Source organism: Paenibacillus sp. BT-177, assembly GCF_025846815.2.
GTDB lineage: Bacteria > Bacillota > Bacilli > Paenibacillales > Paenibacillaceae > Paenibacillus > Paenibacillus polymyxa_C.
The window spans coordinates 883,217-908,157 of the sequence record NZ_JAOYTP010000002.1 but is presented as its reverse complement, the minus strand read 5'-3'; the positions used below and the strand labels follow the sequence as shown (position 1 = coordinate 908,157).

The 24,941-nt window shown below is 45.0% G+C and carries 23 protein-coding genes; 19 read left to right on the top strand and 4 right to left on the bottom strand.

Going from position 1 to position 24,941, the window contains the following annotated elements:
• Positions 1 to 154: 154 nt before the first annotated feature.
• The 4 genes from OIU26_RS10295 to OIU26_RS10280 all read left to right on the top strand — a co-directional run bounded on the left by OIU26_RS10295 (position 155) and on the right by OIU26_RS10280 (position 4,518).
• Positions 155 to 1,129: a glycoside hydrolase family 43 protein gene (locus OIU26_RS10295; protein WP_264216750.1), complete on the top strand. Its 975-nt coding sequence runs from the start codon at positions 155 to 157 to the stop codon at positions 1,127 to 1,129.
• A gap of 202 nt (positions 1,130 to 1,331) precedes the next feature.
• Complete coding sequence (locus OIU26_RS10290; protein ID WP_264216749.1) at positions 1,332 to 2,417, top strand: iron ABC transporter permease; 1,086 nt, start codon at positions 1,332 to 1,334, stop codon at positions 2,415 to 2,417.
• Positions 2,417 to 3,442, top strand: a complete 1,026-nt coding sequence (locus tag OIU26_RS10285; protein ID WP_264216748.1) for an iron ABC transporter permease — start codon at positions 2,417 to 2,419, stop codon at positions 3,440 to 3,442. The genes OIU26_RS10290 and OIU26_RS10285 overlap by 1 nt, the downstream gene beginning before the upstream one ends.
• A 128-nt stretch (positions 3,443 to 3,570) precedes the next feature.
• On the top strand, positions 3,571 to 4,518 hold the full coding sequence (locus tag OIU26_RS10280) for an ABC transporter substrate-binding protein (RefSeq protein WP_025677304.1): 948 nt from the start codon (positions 3,571 to 3,573) through the stop codon (positions 4,516 to 4,518).
• Between the two features lie 164 nt (positions 4,519 to 4,682).
• Here the strand turns inward: OIU26_RS10280 and OIU26_RS10275 are convergent, their stop codons facing one another.
• Entirely contained in the window at positions 4,683 to 5,114 is a 432-nt protein-coding gene (locus tag OIU26_RS10275; protein ID WP_264216747.1) for a hypothetical protein, read from the bottom strand.
• Between the two features lie 196 nt (positions 5,115 to 5,310).
• Between OIU26_RS10275 and OIU26_RS10270 the strand changes: the two genes are divergently transcribed.
• The 3 genes from OIU26_RS10270 (at position 5,311) to OIU26_RS10260 (ending at position 7,594) form a co-directional block, all read left to right on the top strand.
• Entirely contained in the window at positions 5,311 to 5,610 is a 300-nt protein-coding gene (locus tag OIU26_RS10270; RefSeq protein ID WP_025677308.1) for a hypothetical protein, read from the top strand.
• Between the two features lie 275 nt (positions 5,611 to 5,885).
• A complete protein-coding gene (locus OIU26_RS10265) occupies positions 5,886 to 6,710 on the top strand; it encodes an alpha/beta hydrolase (protein ID WP_058710743.1) in 825 nt (274 codons plus the stop codon).
• 92 nt (positions 6,711 to 6,802) lie between these two features.
• Positions 6,803 to 7,594: a dioxygenase family protein gene (locus OIU26_RS10260; protein ID WP_013369511.1), complete on the top strand. Its 792-nt coding sequence runs from the start codon at positions 6,803 to 6,805 to the stop codon at positions 7,592 to 7,594.
• Positions 7,595 to 7,666: 72 nt separating this feature from the next.
• Here OIU26_RS10260 and OIU26_RS10255 read toward each other — a convergent pair whose 3' ends face one another.
• Entirely contained in the window at positions 7,667 to 8,590 is a 924-nt protein-coding gene (locus OIU26_RS10255) for a hypothetical protein (protein ID WP_264216746.1), read from the bottom strand.
• A gap of 263 nt (positions 8,591 to 8,853) precedes the next feature.
• Positions 8,854 to 9,372, bottom strand: a complete 519-nt coding sequence (locus tag OIU26_RS10250; RefSeq protein WP_013369513.1) for a DoxX family membrane protein — start codon at positions 9,370 to 9,372, stop codon at positions 8,854 to 8,856.
• Positions 9,373 to 9,622: 250 nt separating this feature from the next.
• Between OIU26_RS10250 and OIU26_RS10245 the strand changes: the two genes are divergently transcribed.
• The 6 genes from OIU26_RS10245 (at position 9,623) to corA (ending at position 16,459) form a co-directional block, all read left to right on the top strand.
• Positions 9,623 to 10,717 (top strand): DUF3048 domain-containing protein, encoded by a 1,095-nt coding sequence (locus OIU26_RS10245; protein ID WP_264216745.1) that lies wholly within the window; start codon positions 9,623 to 9,625, stop codon positions 10,715 to 10,717.
• A 188-nt stretch (positions 10,718 to 10,905) separates the two neighbouring features.
• Positions 10,906 to 11,520 (top strand): DUF47 domain-containing protein, encoded by a 615-nt coding sequence (locus tag OIU26_RS10240; protein WP_007428879.1) that lies wholly within the window; start codon positions 10,906 to 10,908, stop codon positions 11,518 to 11,520.
• Positions 11,521 to 11,534: 14 nt separating this feature from the next.
• Complete coding sequence (locus OIU26_RS10235; protein WP_013369516.1) at positions 11,535 to 12,524, top strand: inorganic phosphate transporter; 990 nt, start codon at positions 11,535 to 11,537, stop codon at positions 12,522 to 12,524.
• A 241-nt stretch (positions 12,525 to 12,765) separates the two neighbouring features.
• Positions 12,766 to 14,214 carry an amino acid ABC transporter substrate-binding protein/permease gene (locus tag OIU26_RS10230; RefSeq protein ID WP_064962574.1) on the top strand — a complete coding sequence of 483 codons (1,449 nt, stop codon included), beginning with the start codon at positions 12,766 to 12,768 and terminating at the stop codon, positions 14,212 to 14,214.
• Positions 14,207 to 14,935: an amino acid ABC transporter ATP-binding protein gene (locus OIU26_RS10225; protein ID WP_013369518.1), complete on the top strand. Its 729-nt coding sequence runs from the start codon at positions 14,207 to 14,209 to the stop codon at positions 14,933 to 14,935. The genes OIU26_RS10230 and OIU26_RS10225 overlap by 8 nt, the downstream gene beginning before the upstream one ends.
• A gap of 564 nt (positions 14,936 to 15,499) precedes the next feature.
• Complete coding sequence (corA, locus tag OIU26_RS10220; RefSeq protein WP_216975800.1) at positions 15,500 to 16,459, top strand: magnesium/cobalt transporter CorA; 960 nt, start codon at positions 15,500 to 15,502, stop codon at positions 16,457 to 16,459.
• 6 nt (positions 16,460 to 16,465) lie between these two features.
• Here corA and OIU26_RS10215 read toward each other — a convergent pair whose 3' ends face one another.
• Positions 16,466 to 16,972: a tyrosine protein kinase gene (locus OIU26_RS10215; RefSeq protein WP_264216744.1), complete on the bottom strand. Its 507-nt coding sequence runs from the start codon at positions 16,970 to 16,972 to the stop codon at positions 16,466 to 16,468.
• A 229-nt stretch (positions 16,973 to 17,201) separates the two neighbouring features.
• On the opposite strand from OIU26_RS10215, the gene OIU26_RS10210 reads away from it, so the two are divergent.
• The 6 genes from OIU26_RS10210 (at position 17,202) to OIU26_RS10185 (ending at position 24,940) form a co-directional block, all read left to right on the top strand.
• The gene (locus tag OIU26_RS10210; protein ID WP_007428885.1) at positions 17,202 to 17,492 is read left to right on the top strand and encodes a YerC/YecD family TrpR-related protein; all 291 of its coding nucleotides are present in this window, start codon (positions 17,202 to 17,204) and stop codon (positions 17,490 to 17,492) included.
• Entirely contained in the window at positions 17,492 to 18,280 is a 789-nt protein-coding gene (locus OIU26_RS10205; protein WP_165082790.1) for a sirohydrochlorin chelatase, read from the top strand. Before OIU26_RS10210 ends, OIU26_RS10205 begins: the two co-directional genes overlap by 1 nt.
• Before the next feature lie 172 nt (positions 18,281 to 18,452).
• Positions 18,453 to 19,334: a diacylglycerol kinase gene (locus tag OIU26_RS10200; protein ID WP_264216743.1), complete on the top strand. Its 882-nt coding sequence runs from the start codon at positions 18,453 to 18,455 to the stop codon at positions 19,332 to 19,334.
• Positions 19,335 to 19,558: 224 nt separating this feature from the next.
• Positions 19,559 to 21,325, top strand: coding sequence for a 23S rRNA (uracil(1939)-C(5))-methyltransferase RlmD (gene rlmD / locus OIU26_RS10195; RefSeq protein ID WP_264216742.1), 1,767 nt, complete (start codon positions 19,559 to 19,561; stop codon positions 21,323 to 21,325).
• Between the two features lie 829 nt (positions 21,326 to 22,154).
• On the top strand, positions 22,155 to 23,702 hold the full coding sequence (locus OIU26_RS10190; protein WP_264216741.1) for a type I restriction-modification system subunit M: 1,548 nt from the start codon (positions 22,155 to 22,157) through the stop codon (positions 23,700 to 23,702).
• Positions 23,699 to 24,940: a restriction endonuclease subunit S gene (locus tag OIU26_RS10185; RefSeq protein ID WP_264216740.1), complete on the top strand. Its 1,242-nt coding sequence runs from the start codon at positions 23,699 to 23,701 to the stop codon at positions 24,938 to 24,940. The genes OIU26_RS10190 and OIU26_RS10185 overlap by 4 nt, the downstream gene beginning before the upstream one ends.
• Position 24,941: the final 1 nt, after the last annotated feature.

Here is a 24,941-nt window from a genome sequence, read left to right as displayed (position 1 = left end):
CGTAGTTTATAAATTTCTTTTTATTTGAAATAAAGCGTTTACAAAACTGAAGTTGATAGGTTAATATATGGGTAACTTCATAAGTATAAACACTAATGTAATAAGCGTATCACCTGATTTTTATCATAAAATATTAATTCGGAGGTGCGAAAGAATGTTGAAAGCATGGAAAAAATCAGTACAGGGTAAATTCGCCCGAACAGCATTTGCTGCCGTAACTTCGGCTGCTTTGTTGCTGTCCGTGGTGCCGTCCACATCGGCCGAGCATTGGGCGTTAACAGGCGATGTGGCAGTACATGATCCGTCCATCACCAAGGAAGGCAATGCATGGTATATTTTCTCCACAGGGCAGGGGATACAGGTTCAAAGATCGGATGACGGACGCAATTTTTACAGATTGCCGCAAATCTTCTTGTCGCCACCATCTTGGTGGAAATCGTATGTACCTAAGCAAAAGACTAATGATGTATGGGCACCGGATGCTCAAAAGTACAATGGACGTGTCTGGGTTTACTATTCCATTTCTACGTTTGGATCGCGCACTTCGGCCATTGGCTTAACTTCAGCAACGAGCATTGGCGCGGGAAGCTGGAGAGATGATGGACTAGTGCTGCGTACGACGGATTCTGACGATTATAATGCTATTGACCCGAATCTGGTTATTGATGCTTCCGGTAACCCATGGCTTTCCTTCGGTTCATGGAATTCGGGCTTGAAAGTGACTCGACTGGATAAAAATACGATGAAGCCTACGGGCCAGATTTATTCTATTGCTAAACGTACAGCTGGTGGTTTGGAAGCACCGCATGTTACTTACCGCAACGGCTATTACTATCTGTTTGCTTCCATTGATAACTGCTGCAAGGGCGTAGACAGTAATTACAAAATCATTTATGGTCGCTCCACCAGTATTACCGGGCCGTATGTGGATAAGAGCGGAAAAAGTCTGATGGACGGCGGTGGAACAATACTGGATGCGGGGAATGACCGCTGGAGGGGACCAGGTGGACAATCTGTCTATAACAACAGTGTGATTGCGCGTCATGCCTATGATGCCACTGATGGCGGAAATCCAAAGCTTCTGATTAGTGATTTGAAATGGGATTCGGCAGGTTGGCCTACGTATTAAAGAGAGGGTTAATTGAAACTATCCCTGTAACGATCTCACATAGATATATCAAAAAACTGTTCCTCCCACGGGGGAACAGTTTTTTGGCTTGCAAGTTCGTAGAAACATGCTATTATGAATCGAGTTGATAATCATTATCATTGGTGTTTATTGTAATGAAAGTCGTAATGGCTTTCAGGTATGGAGGGAGTGACCTCACCAAATGCACTCTAAAGACAGCATGGACAAACATACAGCTTCGACAGAGAGGAACGCTCCTGAAGTAGCCTTTATAGCCCGTCCGGTGTTCCGAGCGGGCAGGATTCGGCAGGTGTTGTTGTTCACAGCTTCGGCTGTATTATTGGCTTTGGCCATGCTCGCTGCCATTTCCTTAGGAGCCAAGGACCTGACCATAAGCACGGTGTGGTCAGCAGTGTTTCACTATGATCGTTCGCTGACGACCCATCAGATCATTCATGAACTGCGATTGCCGCGTGTGCTCGGTGCAGCTGTCATTGGGGCTGCGCTGGCGGTTGCAGGCTCTCTGATTCAAGGAATCACGCGCAACCCGCTAGGGGATACAGGTGTGCTGGGCATTAACGCAGGAGCGATGTTTGTAGTTGCAGTGAGCTTTGCTTTTTTCCCTGATCTACCTTATGGGACGTTAATTGTTTTGTCGTTCCTGGGGGCACTGATGAGTACCTTACTGGTATTCGGACTAGGAGCTTCCGCGCCGGGAGGATTGACACCCATGAGACTAACGGTGTCTGGAGCTGTGACAGCAGCCTTGTTAGGTTCCATGACTTCGGGAATTGCGATTTATTTTGATCTAAGTCAGGATCTAGCCTACTGGTATGCGGGTGGTGTTGCCGGAATCAAATGGTCGCAGCTCGAGATTCTTGCACCGATTTTGCTTATTGTGATCGCTTGGTCTATGGGGCTCGCACGCTCCATTTCATTGATTTCAATGGGCGATGAGGTAGCGCTGAATCTGGGATTAAATCTCTGGCGTATCCGGCTGCTGGGGCTACTGACTGTGGTGGTCCTAGCTGGACTTTCTGTATCGGCTGCCGGGGCCATCGGCTTTGTAGGTTTGGTCGTGCCACATATTGCTCGCAAGCTGATCGGTGTGGATTATCGCCAGATCGTACCATTGTCTGCATTATTGGGAGCCGTGCTGCTAGTGCTGGCTGATTTGGGAGCGAGAATGGCGAATCCGCCAGAGGAGCTAGCTATTGGAATTATGGTGTCTTTTATCGGAGTACCTTTTTTCCTCTTTCTCGCCCGTAAGGAAAGGAGGGAATTATAGTGAGACGCTCTCTAGGGGCAGGGGATACAAGAACGACCAAGGCTTGGCTCGTTTGCTTCGTATTGGCTGGAATCAGTTTTGCTGTCCTTGTTCTGGGTTTGAATACCGGAACGATTCGTATTCCACCGCTACGCGTGCTGGATACACTTTTTGGCGGAGGCAGCGGACGTGACCATATGGTCCTGTTTGAATACCGGCTGCCGCGGATGGTTGTAACGGTACTGGCTGGAGCGGGACTGGGTGCAGCCGGGGCGGTCATGCAGGGCTTATCGCGAAACGCACTCGCAGATCCGGGAGTGCTGGGCCTTCATGCGGGAGCTGCTTTAGGACTGGTGATGTATGTCAGCTTTTTTCGCGATCTGGAAGGATCAGCAGCCTTGTTCATCCCCTTGTTTACCTTTGCAGGAGGTGTCGTCGCAGCGGTGCTGATAGTTATGCTGTCCTATAGTGGCAGCAGAGGAATCGTGCCTGTGCGGCTAATCCTGTCCGGTATCGGTGTAGCCTCAGGGCTCAGCGCCATAACGCTGTATTGGTCGTTGCGGCTGGATGAGGATACGTACGCATTTACCGCACGTTGGTTGGCTGGCAGCGTATGGGGACGGGACTGGATACATGCAGTGGCTTTACTGCCATGGATTGTCATTGTATTGCCCTACGTTCTATCGCAGACACGTAGCCTGAATAATCTGTCGCTGGGTGATGAGGCCGCAGCTGGAATCGGTACAAGTGTAAAACGCCAGCGCTTGATACTGCTGGGCGCAGCAGTGGCTCTATCGAGCGCCAGCGTATCCATGGCTGGAGGCATCGGTTTTATTGGGCTGATTGCGCCTCATCTGGCTCGCCGTTTGGTTGGACCGATGTATCAGCATTTGTTGCCAGTAGCCGCTTTGGTTGGAGTCGTCATTCTGGTCACGGCAGATACGATTGGTCGTTCGGTATTTCAGCCGAATGCGATTCCAGCAGGTGTAGTGGTTGCTGTGGTAGGAGCTCCGTATTTTTTATTCTTGTTGTCCCGAACCAAATGACAATAGGATTAGGTTACATATGAAACCCAAAGCTGCACATGATGCAGCATGCTAAACAACAACGAAATAGAAGCGTTGAGGATTGAACATTATAAAGTAGAGCTTCTATAGTATAGGAGAGAATATTCATGAGAAAAAATAGATTTGAGGGTTCAGGGTTTAAACGTTCGTGGATAGCCCTGTTTCTTGTTGCATGCATGATCATGCTGTCTGCTTGTGGGCAAACAGCAGACAAACAAGCTAGTAGTACGAAAGCAGCCGATAGTGCCCAAACCACCATGAGTGCGGATTCGCGTATTGCTTCCATGTCTATTCATTTGACGAACAATCTGCTAGCATTGGGCATTACTCCAGCGGGTTCGGTTATTGGTGGAGATGTGAAGGATTTTTTGCCCCATGTAAAAGATCGTCTTCAAAATACTCGTAAGCTGGGGGTTGTCACAGACCCCGATATGGAAGCGGTACTGGAGCTTCAACCTGATCATATTTTTCTCGACAAAAAATATTCGGGAACCGATGTGGCCAAGTTTGAAAAAATTGCACCGACCGAGGTTTTTGATTTGGATGAAGGTACATGGAAAGATCAATTGAAAAAAATAGCTGCTATGGTTAAACATGAAGCACAGGCAGACACTTTTCTGAAAGATTATGATACACAGAGGGAACGGGTCAAAAAGCTCATTCATTCCAAAATCGGAGACGGGACTGTCATGGCTGTACGTGTCACAGCGAAAGAAGTTCGTGTCATGGGGATGAAGCGTCCAGTAGGACCGCTATTGTATCAGGATTTGGGCTTGAAGCCAGCTAAAGGTGTGGAAAAGATTAATAAGGCCTACCAGGTTGTGTCTCAAGAGGTTTTGCCAGATTACGATGCTGATGCCATCCTGGTGATTATCAGTAAAGGTGCGGATGCCCAAAAGGTATATAAGCAGCTGGAGGGAAATACAGTATGGCAAGGACTCAAAGCTGTGAAGCAAGGTCATGTCTACATGTTGGACGGACAGCCTTGGCTGGACTATTCCGCGATGGGGCACAAAATTGCATTGGATAATGCAGAACAACTATTTTCCAAATAAATGCGAAAGTACATCAAGCCGTATTCCCCATGCATCTTCTTGCAGGTGGGGATACGGCTTTTCTGACGATTCCCAAGCTTCGAGTCAGATGGCTGATTGCAAATAAAAAAGGAGCTGCTACGATTCCGTAATGAGGCAGCTCCAGCACTATGAGAATTGCGAGGTTATGAACGTTTTTTACGCAGAAAAATCGGTTTGAGTCCAATAAAGCCAATAGCCGCGAGCACTAAATTCATCCAAGGTGAGAATTTGAATACCGGCAGCACACTGCGTAGCGCAAGTCCGGCGACAAGAATGACAACAACCAGTACTACATACATCAAGATGGATTTGAAATTCATTTGGGGCTTCGCGGGAGCATGGTCTGGCTGTTGAGTCTCCTCGCCTTCTTCCGGACGATCCATGAAATTCATCAGTGCTTCAACCAGCAGAATGGCACCTGCGGCGATGATGATGAGGGTGGAAAGGCTAATTTTTTCAAAAGGTTTGATATCCCCGCCTGTAAACGTGATAAACCAACCAATAATCGCCTGTGTCAAGAAAAACATGGACAAGGCAATCCATGCAATAAGCGTATAATTTTTTGCTTTATTCATTGCTTCCTCCTGCTTTATGATCGTATCCCAAGCTGCTAGAATCGCCATTTTGTAACAAAGACAGTATACGTGAGGATACGCCGGATGGCAAAAGGCTTTATCCATTATGTATATTACCGCTGCATTCTCCTCAAACTGGATAAAGGGTGAGCACATGGAGCAACCTGAATATAAAACGTTGAGAGGATGTGGCATCATGAAACTGGAGAACCAGGCAGATTATTCGGTCCAAAAACGACTGACAGGTGCTCCGAACGGGAACAGCGGGGAAGCCTTACTTGCAAACGTGAGTCACCGAAGCGTTCAAGGGACATCTCCAACGTACCGTATTTTGGACGATACTGAATTGGCTGAGGACACAGAATTTGCAGGTGAACTGGGTGAACAGAGCTACCGCAGCCTGTGGCATGAGGATCAAAATAACGGCGCCTCTTGTAAACTGGAGTGGGAGGGACGAGTCGAAACCCACCAAATGTTCAGGCACAGCTACGAGTAGCAAGTCGTCTACTTTAATGTAGCGGATGCACTCTAATAAGCGAGTAGTATGGCGTTCTCCGGCATCACATCGGGGAGCGCCATTTGTTTACTTCCATCCCGGTATGAACTGACAGGTTGACAAGGAAGCAGGGCGATGATAGACTGACTTTACTATAAAACTTATTAAACTTATCGGAATTAAAGTGAATGAATATTCTGGATGGATATTCCACGTTACTATATGAGTTTGAATGATAAAATGCTGTAGTGAAGCTTGAAACAGGGGGAATCAGGATGGAACGGCAAATTGGAATTCGTTTTGAACATGAGGAGCTGGCCGCAACAATTCATTATCCAAACCGTACGAATGAGGGAGAACGTCAGAGACGAGTTCCGCTCGTTGTCATTTGTCACGGTTTTGTGGGCAATCGTATCGGAGTCGATCGATTGTTCGTCAAGACTGCGCGTGAATTGGCCGAAGGTGGATATTTTGTACTGCGCTTTGACTTTGCCGGTTGTGGGGAAAGTACGGGTGAATACGGCAAGCAGGGGCTTGAGTCCATGATTAACCAGACACGCACCGTGTTGGATTACGCCGTGAATTGCGCGGACATTGACCCGACTAAGGTGACGCTGATCGGTCACAGTTTGGGGGGCGCGGTTGCCCTGCTCACAGCCGTTCGGGACAAGAGAGTACAAAACCTGGTCCTTTGGTCAGCTGTCGGCTATCCGTTCAACGACATTGTCAAAATTACGGAGCGAAGCGTGTACGACGAGTCTGTTAAAACCGGTCATGCAGACTACTTGGGCTATAAGTTCACACCAGCTTATTTTGAGTCATTAGCTCAATTCCAACCGTTCCAAGAGGCCGTTAAATTTAACGGTGATGTGCTCGTTATTCATGGCACCTCGGATGATATCATTCCTGTGGATTATGCATTTCTGTTTCAAAAGGTATTCTGGATGCGTCCAGAGGGACGCTGTGATAAGGAGATTATTTTCCAGGGAGATCACACTTTCTCGTCAGGTAAAGAGCGGCAACAGCTGATTGACCGCACACTGGAATGGCTGGATGAACAGGAAAATATTCAACGGGATTGGCAGCACTGGATGATCTGATTGCAGGGTGTAACGGATTGTATTGGAAATTGCGCCTCCGCCGGAGTAAAATGAAAGAGTAACACTATACTGGCGTGTGGAGGTTGGCAGCGATGACATTACCCTCAATTTTTGTTGCGCATGGTTCACCGACACTGGCTGTAGAAAATAACGCATATACCAGCTTTCTTGCAAAGCTGGGCGCGAGCCTGCCCCGACCCAAAGGAATCATCATTTTTTCCGCGCATTGGGATAGCCCCGATCAATGTATCGGCGCGGATGATCAGCATGCAGCGTTGCACGATTTCTACGGCTTTCCCGAAGAAATGTACTCACTTGATTACCCTGCACCAGGCGATCCAAAGCTGTATGAGGAGATAGGGCATCTGTTCAGTCAGCATAACCTGTTCCACCAGCCGGTTCGGAACCGGGGACTGGATCATGGAGCATGGGTGGTTTTGCGGCATATATATCCTGATGCGGACATACCAGTCGTACCCTTATCCATTGATTCACGGCGCGATCCTCAGGAGCAATATGAGATTGGACGGATGCTGGCGCCACTGCGTGAACAAGGGATTTTGATCCTTGGTAGTGGAGGCTTGGTCCACAACTTGCGGACACTCAAGCAGACGAGTGAGCCAGCCGATTGGGCCGTTCAATATGATGACTGGATTGCACAGCAGCTTCAAGACTGGAATTTGCGTCATCTGTTCCAATATGACAAGAAGGCTCCATATGCCAAGCAGGCGGTTCCTTCGTATGGAATAGAGCACTTTTCGCCTTTGTTTTACGTGATGGGGGCTGCCGATCATGATCGCTCCGCGCGTAAGCTTTTTCAGTCGTATGTCCTTGGCTCATTGAGCCTCAATTGTTGGGCTTTTGGTCAAGAAAATGATCTGTAAATGTAAGAAAAAGAACTTCCGAAACCACATGGTGTGTGGGGTTGGAAGTTCTTTTGGTGTGTTCTTCTGTGATTAATTAGCAGGCACGTTCTTTTTTAGCCAGGCGGATACTTGCGGAGTTCGCTTATCTTCATTTTGATCCAATAGTGTCATAAATGCCTTCAGCTTTTGAATGTAGGTACTCTTCGAATCCCTGTTGCGTTGAACGACGAGCTGATACCCTTTTTTGGCATTGGGGCGAATCTTCCCGGTGTCATCATCGAATAGTGGTGTATTGTTCGTACCATAAAAAGTATAGAAGAAATAGAGATCATGTAATGATTTCACTGCCTGTGTACGATTGGAATGTGGATATTGGGTTATAAATGACTCTTGCGCCAGCACCCTTCCGGCTAACTGTTGATAACCGATGTGTAATGCCGCATCCTTGGTAGCCGGCTGTCCAGATTCCGTTGCCATGATGTCAATATAGCTGCGGATATCTGCGGTAATGTCATTTCCGAATACTTTATATTTTTCATAGTTGATGACTGGGTAAAACATGCCTTCTGCGGTTTCAAGTTTGTAGCCGGCATCTCTGGATTGAGTGAGTAATTTTTTCAGTTTTGCATCGTTTGTCCGACTGATTACATTAGTGAACGAATCACCGGGTTTATAGACTTGATTAATCTTAGTTTGAACAGAGGTCGGATATAAGGTCTGTGCATATGAATCCAATTGCTGTTTCTGTGCATTTTCTAAATGTAGCACTAGGATGGTAGCTTGAGAGGCAGGAATGGATTGAATATGTTTTTGCAAATAAATGAATGCCTGAGGTAGCTTACCTGGTTGGCGAAGTAGCTGCTCGAAGGTTTTGGAAATATGTTGTACAACTTCTGCTTGAGATATTGTAGTAGATGTCGCTGCTTTGGCTGATGTCGTAGATCCCAATCCGATCGTCTGTACTGTGAAAGTTACTGCTGCGAGCATGAGATAGGCTTTGGTGATTTTTTTCATGGTATAACCCTCCATTAGGTTCTTTGATGTAACTGTAGTGTACAGGGTAAATGTATCGTGAACATTCCATGTTGTATCCAACTTGTAAACGTTCGGGGGAAAGATGAACCCGAAAAAGGAGTCTCCAAGTCAGGATGGACTTGAGGACTCCTTTGTTCACTTAAATAGATGAGGGTGCAGCATAGCCATACATTAAAGAGAAGCAGCATGGCTGAACAAAAAAACAACCATTTTCCAGAGGATAACGGTTGTTTTTTGGATAGTTAAGCTATTTTTCGATTGGGATCCGTTTGATAAGTATCTTTATTTTTACCAAACAGTCCACGCAGGAAGGGCAGTACCCAACGGTCAAAGCCGATTCTTCCGGCATTTGCACCAGCAACGATAAGGAAGATTTCAACCAGCAGGTAGATTGCATTGGTGCTTACTGTACCCGAGAACAGGAACGAGAAGTTCATAACCATAGCCATCAAAGTAGCCAGTGTAGTCAATGTACCAAGCAGCAGGCCAACCCCGACCAAGAACTCACCCAATGGGATCAGGACGTTGAACAAACCGACATTCGGCAGGGCAAAGGCTTCAAGGAACGATCCCCACCAGCCTTGTACAGCGGGGTGATCTCCGCCTGTTTTAGCAATGGCCCCCGAAATAAATCCACCTGCATCGAATCCGCCAGTCAGCTTCTCAAGTCCGTGGGTCATCCATTCATAACCTAGATAAACCCGTACTACAGTCAGCAGCCACATTGCTACTTTGTTCTCACGTAACCAGTTGTTAAACATTCAAATCACTCCTCTTTCTTAATCTATAATGATGGGTTGTATTTCATTTTGTTTGGGATGATCATCTTTGCTACACCTTTATTGTATTAGGTTCAGTTACAGTTATTTGTGATAAAAATCACAAACTATAAAATTTTTTTAAATTTTAATGTCTTTAGATAAGTATTCTATAGAGAGGTAATGCCTCAATCAAGACAAAAACAGGAAATAAAGCTTATAATGAGAAAAATAACGATGTGGAGGGATGAACTTGTCCGGGCCCATATTTCAACGAAATCATTGGTTACGTGTGATGGCCTCAGCTCTGTTATGCATGACAATGATATCTTGTTCTGCTTTGTCCAATACGGGTGAATCTAAATCCGTTCCCCAACCGACCCAGCAAGAAACAGAGAAGAAGGTGCTTGAACCGCCTAAGGAGCCATCTGTTCCGGCATTTACAGCTCCGCTTACCGGGCTTCCGGTGGAGCAGCCTGTTTTGGAGCGGCCACTGGCTGTCATGATTAACAATGCCCCGGCTGCGCGTCCACAGGCAGGGCTTAGCGAGGCAGATATGGTATATGAGGTTCTTGCAGAAGGTGGAATTACCCGCTTGGTAGCTTTTTTCCAAAGTCATGGTGGAGATGTGAAGATCGGTCCGGTCCGCAGTATTCGGCCATATTTGATTGAACTGGGCGAAACCTATGGTGCGTTGCCGATACATGCAGGGGGAAGTACAGATGCCTATGCGATTTTACAGCAGCAACGGAAGGAGCATCTGGATGAGATTTCAAATGGAGGGGCTTATTTTTGGCGAAGCAAAGACCGTCGTCCACCACATAATTTATACACAGATGTGAGCAGGCTACGTAAAGGAAGCGAAAGCAAAGGATATACCAAGCAGACGGAAGTTCCAGTGTATCCTTATCTCAAAACCGGCGAAACTCCAGTTATGGTGGACGAGAGTGCCGCATCTGTGCACATCCGGTTTTTGCTGAAAAGCTATCGCGTATCTTATACCTATGATCGAGCCGATCAACGATATAAGCGTTTTGTGAACGAAAAGTCACATCTAGATCAAAATAATAACCAACAGCTCTCAGCGGCTAATGTTATTGTGATGAGCACGAGGCATCGAACGCTAGATGATGTAGGCAGACTAAGTGTTGAACTGGACAGTAGCGGAGAGGCCATGGTGTTTCAACAAGGACAGTTAATACGTGCTGAATGGCAGCATACATCTGGCGATGCGATTCGGTTTATGAAAAATGGGGTTGAAATCCCGTTAACACCAGGTACATCCTATATACATGTAGTACCTGCAGATACTTCACTAACGGAACATGTAACGTTTGAAGCGAATTAGAAAACGTAATACACCTAATTAGGAAAAAATTGTCGGATAATGACTCTCTATGTCGGGCATTGTATACGTATATCTAGAAATTTGCTTTTACAAACATTACAAAAACATTGATGAGTGTGATAAGATAGCAAAGGTTGTCTATTGCAGTCGAAACAGGTTGCGGATATTTTCGTAAAGGGGTAATCGTTATGAGATTGAAGAAAAAGGATATATTCTTCGAGACGTTGGAAAATATGGCAGATACGATCGTGCAAGCAGCCGATTATTTTGCCCAACATACTTCAAATTTACAAGATGTGACTTTGTTTACCAATGAGATGAAGAAGTATGAAAATAAGTGTGATGATTACACACACACGATTATTACTGAGTTGAACAAGACCTTCATTACGCCGCTGGAACGCGACGACATCATGGAACTGACAACGACCATGGATGATGTGCTGGACGGTCTTGAAGCGACAGCCTCTCGTTTTTATATGTACAACATTACAGAGCCGGACGAGTATATTGTGCAGTTCGCTGATATTTTGCGTCAATCAGCTTACGAAATTCAGAAGGCTGTACATTTGCTTTCACAGAAAAAATTGTTGGCTATTCGTGAATACACCATTCGCCTAAATGATTTGGAAAATCAGGGGGATGAATTATTGCGTATTTGCATCAAAAACCTGTTTGCAACTGTAACTGATCCTATTGAACTGATTAAACGTAAAGAATTGTACGAACGCCTTGAAACGACAACGGATTCATGCGAGGATGTTGCAAATATGCTGGAATCCATCATTATGCGTAACTCGTAAGGGAGTCCTTTTACATGGATACAAGTTTACTGGTACTAGGTATTGTTATTTTTCTTGCTCTGGCATTTGATTTTATTAATGGATTTCATGATACGGCGAACGCGATTGCTACTTCGGTCTCGACCCGTGCATTGACGCCGCGACGTGCGATTATTATGGCTGCGGTTATGAACTTTCTCGGAGCTATCTTGTTTACCGGGGTTGCCAAGACCATTGGTGGAAGTGTCGCTGACCCTACCAAGCTTACAAACGGTATTGATATCGTCATTGCGACGCTGATCGCTGCGATTATCTGGAATCTTCTAACCTGGTGGTTTGGTATTCCTTCATCCTCCTCTCATGCATTGATTGGTGCGTTGGCAGGGGCGGTGTATGTAGGTGCGGGACAGGATAAATTAAATTGGAGCGGCTTCATCGGGATTGTTGAGGGGCTTATTTTCTCCCCGTTGATTGCTTTTGTTGTCGGTTACATTGTGATGATGATTTTGAAATACATCTTTGCTTATCGTAGTCCGCATACAGTGAACAAAGGTTTCCGCACCATGCAGGTCATTACGGCAGCTATCCAGTCGTTTACGCATGGTACGAATGATGCTCAGAAGGCGATGGGGATTATCACATTCGCACTCGTCTCCGCAGGTTATCAAGACCATTTGGAAGTACCCATGTGGGTGAAAATTTCAGCTGCAACCGCTATGGCACTGGGTACGTCTATTGGTGGTTGGAAGATCATCAAAACGATGGGAACCAAGATTTTTAAAATTGAGCCAATCAATGGATTCGCAGCCGACGTTTCGGGAGCTTCTGTTATTTTTACAGCTACCATGCTTCATTTACCAGTAAGTACCACTCATGCCATTACTTCGGCGATTCTGGGTGTTGGTTCTGCGAAGCGCTTTAGCGCAGTTCGCTGGTCACTAGCTGGTCGTATTGTAATAACCTGGGTAATAACGATTCCAATTTCTGCGCTGTTGTCAGGTTTAATTTTCAAAATTCTTTTCTAGTTTTCTTCATGAATCCCTGAAAAAGAACATACAATATAGGATACACAATAAGCTTCCGTCCGCTTTTTGCGGCAGGGGCTTATTGGCATTCTGGGGCAAAAATACATGTTCAAAGGTTACACATCCAGATAGTTCCACGAGATGTTTTTTAAAAAATACCTGACATCAAAGTAGTCAATTTTTAATAACTCCTGTAGAATAAACAGAAAACTTTGAACCGTTCAACTGACTGGAGGATCTTATGCAAAAACCAAGAAAACTAATAGCACTCATGATTTGTTTGTTTTCTGTGGTTGCCCTGGCCGGTAATTTCGGTGTAGTGGCTCACGCAGAAAATAAAACAAAGTATGATATCGGCACGGATACAACGTTCGCGCCTTTTGAGTTTGAAGATGTAAATGGGAAATTTGTCGGAATCGACATGGATTTACTGGCAGCTATTGCTAAAGATCAGAATTTTGAGTATACCATTAAGCCGCTTGGCTTTAACGCGGCAGTGCAGGCCCTTGAAACGAATCAAGTGGATGGTGTCATTGCTGGGATGAGTATTACCGATGAACGCAAGCAAAAATTTGATTTTTCTGAACCCTATTTTGACTCAGGTGTTGTCATGGCGGTCCGTAAGGATAATGATACGATTAAACGCTATGAGGACTTGAAAGGACAGCGTGTCGCTGTCAAAACAGGAACAGAAGGCTACACGTTCGCGGAATCCATTAAGGCCAAATATGGCTTTACTACAGTTCCGTTCGACGATTCTTCTCAGATGTATGATGAAGTTAAAACAGGTAATTCGGTTGCCTGCTTTGATGATTATCCGGTACTGGCATACGGTGTGACTCAGAATAATGGTCTTAAGCTGGTGACTGATAAGGAAAAAGGCGGTTCTTACGGTTTTGCTGTCAACCAAGGCAAAAATGCGGAGCTGCTGGAAAAATTTAATGCAGGGCTTGTGAATCTTCGCAACAGCGGGGAATATGACAAAATTATGTCCAAATATCTTGGCGAATCCGGCAAAGGTGTGGCCCCTGTAGAACGTAGCCGCTGGGAGCTCATTTCCGCTTCGCTGCCTGCGTTGATTAAAGGGATGGGGAATACGCTGTTGTACACCCTGGTATCCTTGCTCGTAGCCTTTGTGCTGGGACTAGTGTTTGGCTTTATGAAAGTTAGCCATAACAAGGTGTTCCGCGGTATTGCAACTGTTTTTGTTGATGTATTCCGTGGTATTCCACTGATCGTACTTGCATTCTTTATTTACTTCGGTATCCCACAGGCACTCGATTTTAAAATGCCGCTTTTTGTCGCGGCGGTGTTGACGTTATCCCTAAACGCTGGTGCTTATGTGACCGAAATTATCCGCGGGGGTATTCAGTCCATTGATCCAGGACAAATGGAAGCAGCTCGTTCGCTTGGTTTGCCATACCGGACAGCCATGCTGAAGATCATTTTGCCACAAGCAGTGAAAATCATGATCCCGTCGTTTATCAATCAGTTGGTTATTACGTTGAAGGATACGTCAATTTTGTCAGTTATCGGTCTGGTTGAATTGACCCAATCGGGCAAAATCATTATTGCGCGGACGTTCCAATCCTTTGATATTTGGCTGGTCGTTGCGGTGATGTATCTTATCGTCATTACAGTCCTGACCAAAATTTCCAACCGTCTTGAAGGGAGAGTTCGCCGTGGGTAAGATTATCGTTAAAAACCTGAAGAAGAGCTATGGCAGTAACCAGGTGCTGAAAGGCATTGACATGCAAGTGCGGGAAGGCGAAGTTGTATGCGTCATTGGTCCTTCTGGTTCAGGGAAAAGTACGTTTTTACGTTGTATGAATATGCTGGAGGAAATTACAGCTGGTGAGGTCATCGTCGATGACTACAAATTGGGTGACAAAAACGTGGACATTAACAAGGTCCGTGAAAATATAGGTATGGTGTTTCAGCATTTCAATCTGTTCCCGCATATGACGGTGCTCAAGAACATTATGTTCGCGCCGACTGAGCTGGGCAAACAGACGAAGACAGAGGCCCGCGAGACAGCTATGAAGCTGCTGGATCGTGTAGGTTTGGCCGATAAGGCAGATGCATTGCCAGGACAGCTTTCCGGCGGTCAGAAGCAGCGTGTGGCGATTGCACGTGCGCTGGCAATGAACCCAGACATTATGCTGTTCGACGAGCCAACCTCGGCGCTTGATCCTGAAATGGTGGGCGAAGTGCTCGGCGTAATGAAAGATCTGGCTCGCGAAGGCATGACGATGATGATCGTAACGCATGAGATGGGCTTTGCGCGTGAAGTAAGTGACCGTGTCGTATTTATGGACGGTGGTTACATCGTGGAAGAAGGAACACCGCAAGAGGTATTTGGTAATCCGAAAAACGAGCGGACTATAAGTTTCTTAGAAAAAGTACTGTAAATGGGGCAGGGTTTGCCGGGAGTGCAGGTGAAGACATAGGAGACCGCTCCGCGTTCCATTTGATCTTTCGATCGCTGTCGCCCCTGAATTTTTTTGGATTGTATAACACATAAAAAGGTTAGAATTCAGGGGCAAAGGCGAGCGCTTCGCTTCTCCAGATTCAAATGGACCGCTACGCTACGACTTGCTGAACCTACTCCTTTCTTCGCAAAAGCCTGTCCCACTTTTAAATGGGTGGGTATAGGCAGAGGGAATTGGCGCAGCGCTTTGCTTGCTGCGCCGAGGGAAATAGCGATACAAGCAACATATGACTATCGGGGTGAACGACTGAATGCACATCATTTTTATCGCCGATTAGGGTATGAAGCGACAAGCATAGTTTTTTTGAAAAATATAATGCGTGGATTATTGTATAAGGATATCTTCGGGAGCGTGCTGGCCCGGAGATATCCTTTTCTTATTTAGTGTATGGGAATATAGAGTGTGAGATTTGTATAATGTTGAATGGCTTATATACAATATAAATAACATATAAGACGGCAGTATAAGCGAGGGGGACGTACGGTGATACGCACATTGACTATAGGGCACGATCATCAGGTGACGGTGGGACAACCGTTAGAGCAGATTGTCATGGAAGATTACATATGGATCTGGGCTGACTTTAACGAGCCTACAGATCGAGAGTCGGAGCTGCTGACGAGTTATTTTCATTTTCACCCGCTGGCTGTAGAGGATTGTATGCATGTTCTGCAACGTCCCAAGCTGGATTATTACGAGAATGTACAGTTTCTGGTGGTACATGCGCTTGATGTAGATACATTAGAGGCGGAAGAGGTAGATATGTTTATTAGCAGCCGTTTTTTGGTTACATATCACCATCATGAACTAGAGGAGCTGGATCAGGCCTGGGAGCGGATTGTCGAGCATGCGAATGAACGCAAAATATGGTCTCGCGGACCGCTGGCTGCAGCTTATACGGTGATGGACAAGCTGGTAGACAACTATTTTCCGAGTCTTTTCATCATTGAGGATGAATTAGCCGAACTGGAAGGTTTGGGCGCACACGAATCGGTAGAGGAATTAATGAAGCAGGTATTTGACCTGCGTGGCAGGTTGCTCAAGCTACGCCGCACGATCGTACCGATGCGTGATCTGATGTACCGAGTTTTGAATTCACAGCATGTGCAGGGTCAGGGGGATCATATGGCTTATTTTACTGATATCTATGATCATTTATTGAAGCTGACGGACATGCTGGAGGCCGACCGCGAGATGACAGCCGACCTGAGAGACAGTTACATATCGCTTAATTCCAATCGCATGAATTCAATTATGAAGACGCTGACCGTAATTACGACCGTTTTTATGCCCTTGACGCTGATTGCAGGAATTTATGGTATGAATTTTTCGAATATGCCCGAGCTGGGCTGGAAATATGGATATTTTGGCGTACTGTTCTTTATGTTCTTATTGAGTGTTGCGATGGTGGTGTGGTTTATGCGCCGAGGTTGGTTTAAATAAAATAGCCTACTTCCTTGTGCGTTTGCGCGGACGTCTGCGTGGGGTAGTGGTACTTTTGCGCTGTGTCTTTTTCCGGCGTCGGCGTGGTGGTGTATATTCATCCAGTTCCTCAGTAATTGGTATTGTCGTTTTTTTGCTTGCGTTTTTGTTGAATGCTGGGAGCGAGCCCATAATCAGTTTTGCCATCGGAGCAAATTGCTGCACGCTAGACATGATCTTTTGTACCTTGCCGACCGTAGCAACAATCCCGTCAATACCGCCCATACGGTCAATAATACCTTTAATATCGTTGAGATTACCAAGACCGCCAAGTAGCCCTCCTTTGGCTGGGGCGGGGTCTGGCGTGACCACGGCGGAATCTGTTATACTCGCTGGTGCCTCATAAGGCACCACGGCGGAGGAATCGACTTGCGGAACCTCGCTGTATGGATCGAGTCCAGGATAAGGAGTTGAACTATACGGATCGGAAATGGAACGCGTTTGCGCCCTCCGATGATAGTAATGTCCAGGCATGAGATCACATTCCTTTGCAGATTGATACTCTACTGTATGTTACAAACGCACAGTGGGTTTAGGCGCGTGTCCTGATATTAGGTATAAAAGCGGATTTGGGCATTCGCACAGTATGTTTCTGTAATCATGTAATGTTGTTCTGTAATGCGTGAAACCGTTAATGCTTGAAAAACTGACTATTTGTCGAGTACAATGAGGAGAGATTGTAACCTTTGGGAGATGATAATCTATGCAGCTTAAAAAGCTTAATGATAAAAGTATTGATCAATTGTTTGAAGCTATTTTAACTCTTAAAAATTTGGAAGAGTGTTATGTATTTTTTGATGATCTGTGCACAATTAATGAAATTCAATCCCTCTCCCAACGTCTGGAAGTTGCCCGTATGCTTGGCAAAGGCAGCACATATAATCAGATTGAAGCTGAGACAGGAGCCAGTACAGCCACCATTTCACGTGTGAAGCGTTGTCTGAACTATGGGAATGACGGGTATAAAATGACTCTGGAACGTCTGGGTCGCTAATGCGGAGCCCTGGGATACTAGTCATCAGCCATGGCTCTAGAGAGCCATATTGGGTGGAACAGGTGGATCAGGCAGTTGCAAAGCTTCAATTGCTGGAAGAAATGCCGATAGAGGTTTCATTTTTGGAAACGGTTAAAGGAAGATTGATTCAAAATGGGATTGACCGTCTGGAAGCCTTGGGGGTAACAGATTTACTGGTTATTCCTTTGTTCGTGTCGTCAGGCAGTACGCATGTAGATGAAATTAGCTATGCGCTGGGAGTCAAAGCTGCGCCAGACAAAGAAACAGATTTGGAGCCGTTTCGATTGAAGGCACGTGTGCATTTTGGCAGTCCATTGGATGACGGCGAAGATGTTGCCCGCATGGTGTGGGACAAGGTTCGCCCGTTGTCGGTCGATCCTGCGCGAGAGGTCATTTTACTCGTAGGACACGGCAGCGCGCACAACGGCTTTCTTCAGCGCTGGGAGCAAGGGATTTCCTCGTTGGCTCGTACGGTGCAAAACGTGAGTGGCATCATTACGGACCACGCTTTGTTAAATCCTGAGGGTGTGCATGACAAGGCGGCGTACTGGAATCAGGAGCGGGGTCATGATGTTATTGTGGCACCGCTGTTTTTGAGTTCGGGATATTTTACAAGTCATATGATTCCTAAACGCTTACAGGGGCTGGATTACCGTTATTCAGGAGACCCTATATTGCCGCATCCTTTGCTCACAAGCTGGATGGACAGACAAATTCGTGAGCTGTTACAGAGCATGAAGACGCAAGCAAGGACCGATAATAATTAACCTGAATTTGGCGATAGTGTTCCGAACCTGAAATTCCCTTATTTGGATAGTGAATGGCTTCTTTTATTGTAAAAGAGGTCTTTTTCCAGTATGATGATATTTTGTACAGACTGAATGTGATGAACTGCGATGTGAATATAAATATCATTAAATATACGGGTGGCGTAATGGAATGAAAAGAGCTAGATTAATCTACAACCCGACCTCTGGGCGTGAGGAAATGAAGCGTCGCCTTGCGGATGTCTTGCAGCGCCTGGATGAAGGTGGTATTGAGGCCTCTTGCCATGCAACTACAGGGGAAGGGGACGCAACGCGTGCCGCAACAGAGGCCGTCGAGCGTGGCTATGATATGATTATTGCCGCTGGTGGCGATGGTACATTGTATGAGGTCATTAATGGGATGGCTGAAAGGGAAAACCGCCCGCCTCTGGGTGTGTTTCCTCTGGGAACGACGAATGATTTTGCCAGAGCACTGGGCATTCCCAAGCACTGGGAGGATTATTGTGACCTCGTTATTCGTCAAAATCCGAAGCCACTGGATATCGGAAAAGCCAATGACCGCTACTTTATCAACATCGCAGGCGGCGGAACTTTAACCGAGCTTACGTATGAAGTTCCAAGCAAACTCAAAACGATGATTGGCCAATTGGCGTATTATTTTAAAGGTATGGAGAAAATGGTCAGCCTTGCTCCACAGGAGTTGATCATCAAGGCATCGGGTCAGGAAGTGATCCACGACGAATTTATGCTTTTCCTGATCGCGAATACAAATTCGGTCGGCGGGTTTGAAAAGCTTGCTCCTGGGGCGACAATAGATGATGGACTGCTCGATGTCATCGCTGTGCGCAAATGCAATCTGGCGGAAATGATCCGCTTGGTTACACTTGCGCTGCGAGGGGAGCATTTGCAGGACAAGAAAATCGTTTATTTCAGAACAGATTATATGGAAGTGACCTCACCTGGCTATGTCCAGCTTAACCTGGATGGCGAATTAGGAGGCACCTTGCCAGCGACCTTCCGGAATCTGCCGCATCATTTGAATGTGTTTCGGTAAAGAAATGAGCGGTAGTGATTTTATTTCCGGTTGGTTGAGCAGTGTGAAATACGGAACGCAGAGTAGATAGTTGTTTTTTGTAGGGAACATATCGGTCCTTGCCGTTCTCCGTGGGGAGTAACGGCATTTTCGAGTTGAGGTTTAAATGTCGTCTAGATGACGATTTGAATGATATGGCTGAATGAGGATAAGCATGAAAAGAAGAACAGAAAGAAGTGACCATCATGACGAATAACCGTAGCGGACGTGGAAAAAGCCGCCGGAATACAGCAACAGCAACTCCAGTTCAAGGAAAGCAGCACAACAAGACCATACAGGCGAAAAAAGACAGAAAACTGGAACAGTCACGAGTTGGAGTTGGGAATAGAATGCTTCAAGTCGAAAGAAGAAATGGGAATAGCAATGGAAATACGGATGGAAATGTGAATGATTCGGATCGGAAGAAAAGAGGCGAACGAGGTTCCCGTCGTTCTTCCAGCGTTAGACAGACTCAAGCAGCTTCCAATCGCAACCGGCCTAGTGCACAGCATCTGGATCTGCCTGTGCATAAGAACGATGAGGTCGTAATAGACATCATCGGCATGAACCACGATGGCGAGGGTGTGGGGCGTGTCGAGGGGTTTACGCTGTTCGTTCCGGGTGCTTTACCGGGTGAAAAAGTACGGGTCAAGGTGCTGAAAACGAAAAAGCAGTATGGCTATGCTAAACTGCTGGATATTGCGCAGGCTAGCCCGGACCGAATTGCAGCTCCGTGTGCCATCTACGATCAATGCGGTGGCTGCCAGCTCCAGCATATGAGCTACGAAGCGCAGCTCAGCTGGAAACGCCAGCATGTCGTGGATGTGCTGGAGCGTATCGGGAAGCTGAGTGTGGCTACGGAGTCCAGTGAGCATACTGCAGAGATTTTGGCTACATCTGCGGATGGAAATGCAAACCACATGTCGCGTGTACAAGGCGTAGTCGTGCATCCTACACTTGGTATGAGTGAGCCTTGGCGGTACCGCAACAAAGCCCAGGTGCCGATCGGTGTCACCGAGGGCGGGCTAGTCGGCGGCTTCTATGCACGCGGCAGTCATCGCATCGTGGATATGAATACCTGTCTCATTCAGGACGAGCGTAATGACGAAGTGGTCGCACGTGTCAAAGAGATTGGCCGAATGCTAGGCATCAGTGCATATAATGAAGAAACCGGACGCGGGCTGTTGCGCCATGTCGTGGTGAAGACCGCTTTTCGCACAGGTGAAATGATGCTGGTGCTCGTCACGAATGGGCGAGATATTCCACACGCAGATGCGTGGATCGGCAGTATTCGTGAGCACATCCCACACGTGGCAAGCATATGTCAGAACGTGAACACGAAGCGAACGAACGTTATTTTTGGCGACGAGACTCGTGTACTGTGGGGTCGTGACGTGATCTACGATTACATTGGAAACGTCCAGTTTGCGATTTCCGCGCGATCCTTTTATCAGGTGAATCCCGTACAAACGGAAGTGCTGTATGGCAAAACCGTCGAATATGCCGGGCTCACAGGCAAAGAAACGGTAATCGATGCGTATTGTGGCATCGGCACGATCTCCTTGTTCCTCGCTCAGCATGCAGACCAGGTGTATGGGGTGGAGATCGTCAAAGAAGCTATCGACGATGCACGGAGTAATGCGCTATTGAATGAAATGCGCAATGTGAAATTTGAGGTAGGCGCGTCCGAAGATGTCATTCCTGCGTGGAAAGAGCAAGGCATCACCGCTGACGTTATTGTCGTAGATCCGCCTCGCAAGGGCTGCGATCCACGCCTGCTCGACACCATTTTGGAAATGAAGCCAGAGCGCGTGGTGTATGTATCCTGTAATCCAAGCACACTGGCGCGGGATTTAAGGATATTGGAGGATGGCGGGTATAGAACAGTGGAAGTGCAGCCTGTAGATATGTTCCCGCATACGGTTCATGTGGAGAGTGTTGCGCTGTTGGAGCGGTGGAGGTTGAGTAAATGAATCGGTGAGTTGGGGACGCGTCTAATTTTGTATGCTTACTTGTTTCTTGGATTAGTAGTTTGATAGGTGAAAATTAAAATTATGAGCAAGATTAGAGATTCGCATATATCCGGTAATTCTATAAGAGTTTTGTAAGTCGCTGAATAAAAAAGAAAGTACAAACGCAAGCCTTTAATACTGAAGACTTTTACGCTTAAACTCGTGTTGGTAGTTTTGCTCTGACTTACGCTTTTCATTAAAATGCCTTGCAGTCAGGTAAAGTCATGCTAAAGCGTAAGGGGCTATTCGTTTTAAATTGCCGTGCATGCATCTGTAATTGTAAAACTTTATTTAGTCATCCAATGACGAATACTCGCATCGGCGAAATAGGTTGTACTCCAAAGTGCTGTGAAACGGCTCAAAGTACGCATTCAAATTTGGCGTCGCTGGTGGAATTTGTTCGTACTGCACTCTTATTCTTTGCAAGTCGCTCCAAAGATTCCGTTCAAGAATTGAGGGCTATCGTCGGTTCGGATCATCAAGCGTTCTGCCTCGGTTTCAATAGGATGTAGCATCCCGCGTCCAAGGTTTTTTGGAGCATTTCGCAGATCCGTGGAAGCTGTACACAACAGCTCTCATTAGCAGCCCACAGTGAAAGGTCGAAGACATCTCGTTTAATTTGGTATAAAAAATTCGAATGAAATTCTCTTTTCTAACTTAGGGACCCTAAGAGATAATAGATGTAAAAGAAGAAAATATTAAGATCAGCGCCTAAAAAAGCAGAAAAACAGAGCAAAATTAGTATTGTAGAATGATGAGAGTACTCATTGTAAAAATCGGAGGTATACAAATGTCAAGTGCAGTACAACGTGCAGGATTACAATCTCAAATCTGGAAAATAGCCAATGATGTTCGTGGATCTGTAGACGGATGGGATTTTAAGCAATATGTTTTGGGGACTCTTTTTTATCGTTTTATTAGTGAGAATTTTTCTAGTTATATTGAAGGTGGCGACGAAAGCATCAATTATGCAGAACTTGACGATAGTATTATAACTGAAGAAATTAAAGAGGATGCAATCAAAACAAAAGGTTATTTCATATATCCTAGTCAACTGTTTGCTAATATTGCAAAAACTGCCAACACAAATGAAAGTTTGAATACAGATTTAGCTACTATATTTTCTGCTATTGAAAGTTCAGCAAATGGTTATCCTTCTGAATTGGATATTAAAGGATTATTTGCTGATTTTGACACGACAAGCAATAGATTAGGAAATACTGTAAAGGACAAAAACAGTCGTTTAGCTGCTGTGATTAAAGGAGTTGAAGGGCTTAATTTTGGTGGTTTTGAAGATAGTCAAATTGACCTTTTTGGTGATGCCTATGAGTTTTTAATCTCTAATTATGCTGCCAATGCTGGAAAATCTGGAGGGGAATTCTTCACACCGCAGTGTGTATCTAAACTTATTGCTCAATTAGCAATACACAAGCAAACAACCATTAATAAAATTTATGACCCTGCAGCCGGTTCAGGTTCATTGCTATTACAAGCAAAAAAACAGTTTGATGCTCATATTATCGAAGATGGTTTTTATGGACAGGAGATTAACCATACAACTTATAACCTTGCTCGTATGAATATGTTTTTACACAACATAAATTACGATAAGTTTAATATTGCTTTAGGAAATACGCTATTAGACCCTCACTTTGGTGATGAAAAACCTTTTGATGCTATTGTATCTAATCCACCTTATTCCGTAAATTGGATTGGTAGTGATGACCCAACACTTATTAATGATGAAAGATTTGCTCCTGCAGGCGTATTAGCCCCAAAATCCAAAGCTGATTTTGCCTTTGTCCTTCATACGCTTAGTTACCTTTCAAGTAAAGGTCGTGCTGCTATAGTTTGTTTCCCTGGTATATTTTACCGTGGTGGTGCAGAGCAAAAAATTAGAAAGTATCTGATTGATAATAACTTTGTTGAAACGGTTATTTCATTAGCACCTAACCTTTTTTATGGGACTTCAATAGCGGTTAATATCTTGGTTCTTTCTAAGCATAAAACCGATAATAAAACTCAATTTATTGATGCAAGTGGAGTAGATTTCTATAAAAAAGAAACGAATAATAACATACTTACAGATGAACACATTGAGCAAATTATGAAAATGTTTGACAGCAAAGAAGATGTTGACCATGTTGCAAAATCCGTTGATTATGATGCAATCGTTCAAAATGATTATAACCTTTCTGTAAGTTCTTATATAGCAGCAAAAGACACTAGGGAAGTCATTGATATAAATGAGCTGAATGCAGAGATCAAAACGACTGTAGCAAAGATAGACCAACTTCGTGCTGAAATTGATGACATAATCGAGGGGATTGAATCATGATTAAGCCGAATTATATGGAGAAACTCCTTGATGGGGTTGGAGTTGAGTGGAAGACGTTGGGGAATGTTGCTAAAATCCAAAGAGGTGCTTCACCTCGACCTATAGCGAAGTTTATTACTGATAAAGAAGATGGTGTTCCTTGGATAAAAATAGGTGATACTTTACCTAATTCAAAATATGTGAATAAGACAGAACAAAGAATTACACCAGAAGGTGCTATGAAATCAAGAATGTTAAAAAAAGGTGATTTCATAATGTCCAACTCTATGAGCTTTGGACGACCTTACATTCTAAATATTGATGGGGCTATTCACGATGGATGGGCTTCAATTAGTGATTTTGGGGATAAATTGAATTCCGACTATTTATACCATTACCTTTCTTCAGATTTAGTTCAAAGCTATTGGATTAGTAAGATTAACAGTGGTTCGGTAAGTAATCTAAACTCAGATATTATCAAATCTTTAGAGATCCCCATCCCACCCCTTAAAGTACAAGAGGAAATCGTCCGTATATTGGACGCCTTCACAGAGCTTGCAGCAGAGCTTGCAGCAGAGCTTGCAGCAGAGCTTGCAGCTCGTAAAAAGCAATATACCTATTACCGTGATAAGTTGTTGACTTTTGAAGAGGGTAAAGTTGAGTGGAAGGCCTTGGGGGAGGTTTGCGATTACGTTGATTATAGAGGGAAAACCCCTAAAAAAACATCAAATGGAATATTTTTGGTAACTGCAAAAAACATTAGGATGGGATATATAGATTATCAATCGTCGCAAGAGTTTATCTCTGAAGATGATTACAATTTAGTCATGCGACGCGGTTTGCCGGAAATAGGCGATGTACTTATAACTACAGAAGCCCCTTGTGGATTTGTAGCTCAAGTTGACCAAAAAAATATTGCTTTAGCACAAAGGGTTATAAAATACAGAAGTAAAGATGAACGCTTTACTAACTCATTTCTAAAGCATTACTTAATGGGCGATGAATTCCAAAAAAAACTACATGAAGCAGCTACTGGGTCTACTGTAAAAGGGATAAAAGGTAGTAAATTACACAAATTAACTATTCCCATCCCTTCTCTTGCTGAACAAAACCGTATCGTATCTATTTTAGATAAATTCGACACTTTGAGATTCTCGATTACCGAGGGTTTACCACGTGAAATAGAGTTGCGTCAAAAACAATATGAATATTACCGTAATTTGCTACTTTCATTTCCGAAAAGTGAGGTAAAGGCATAGT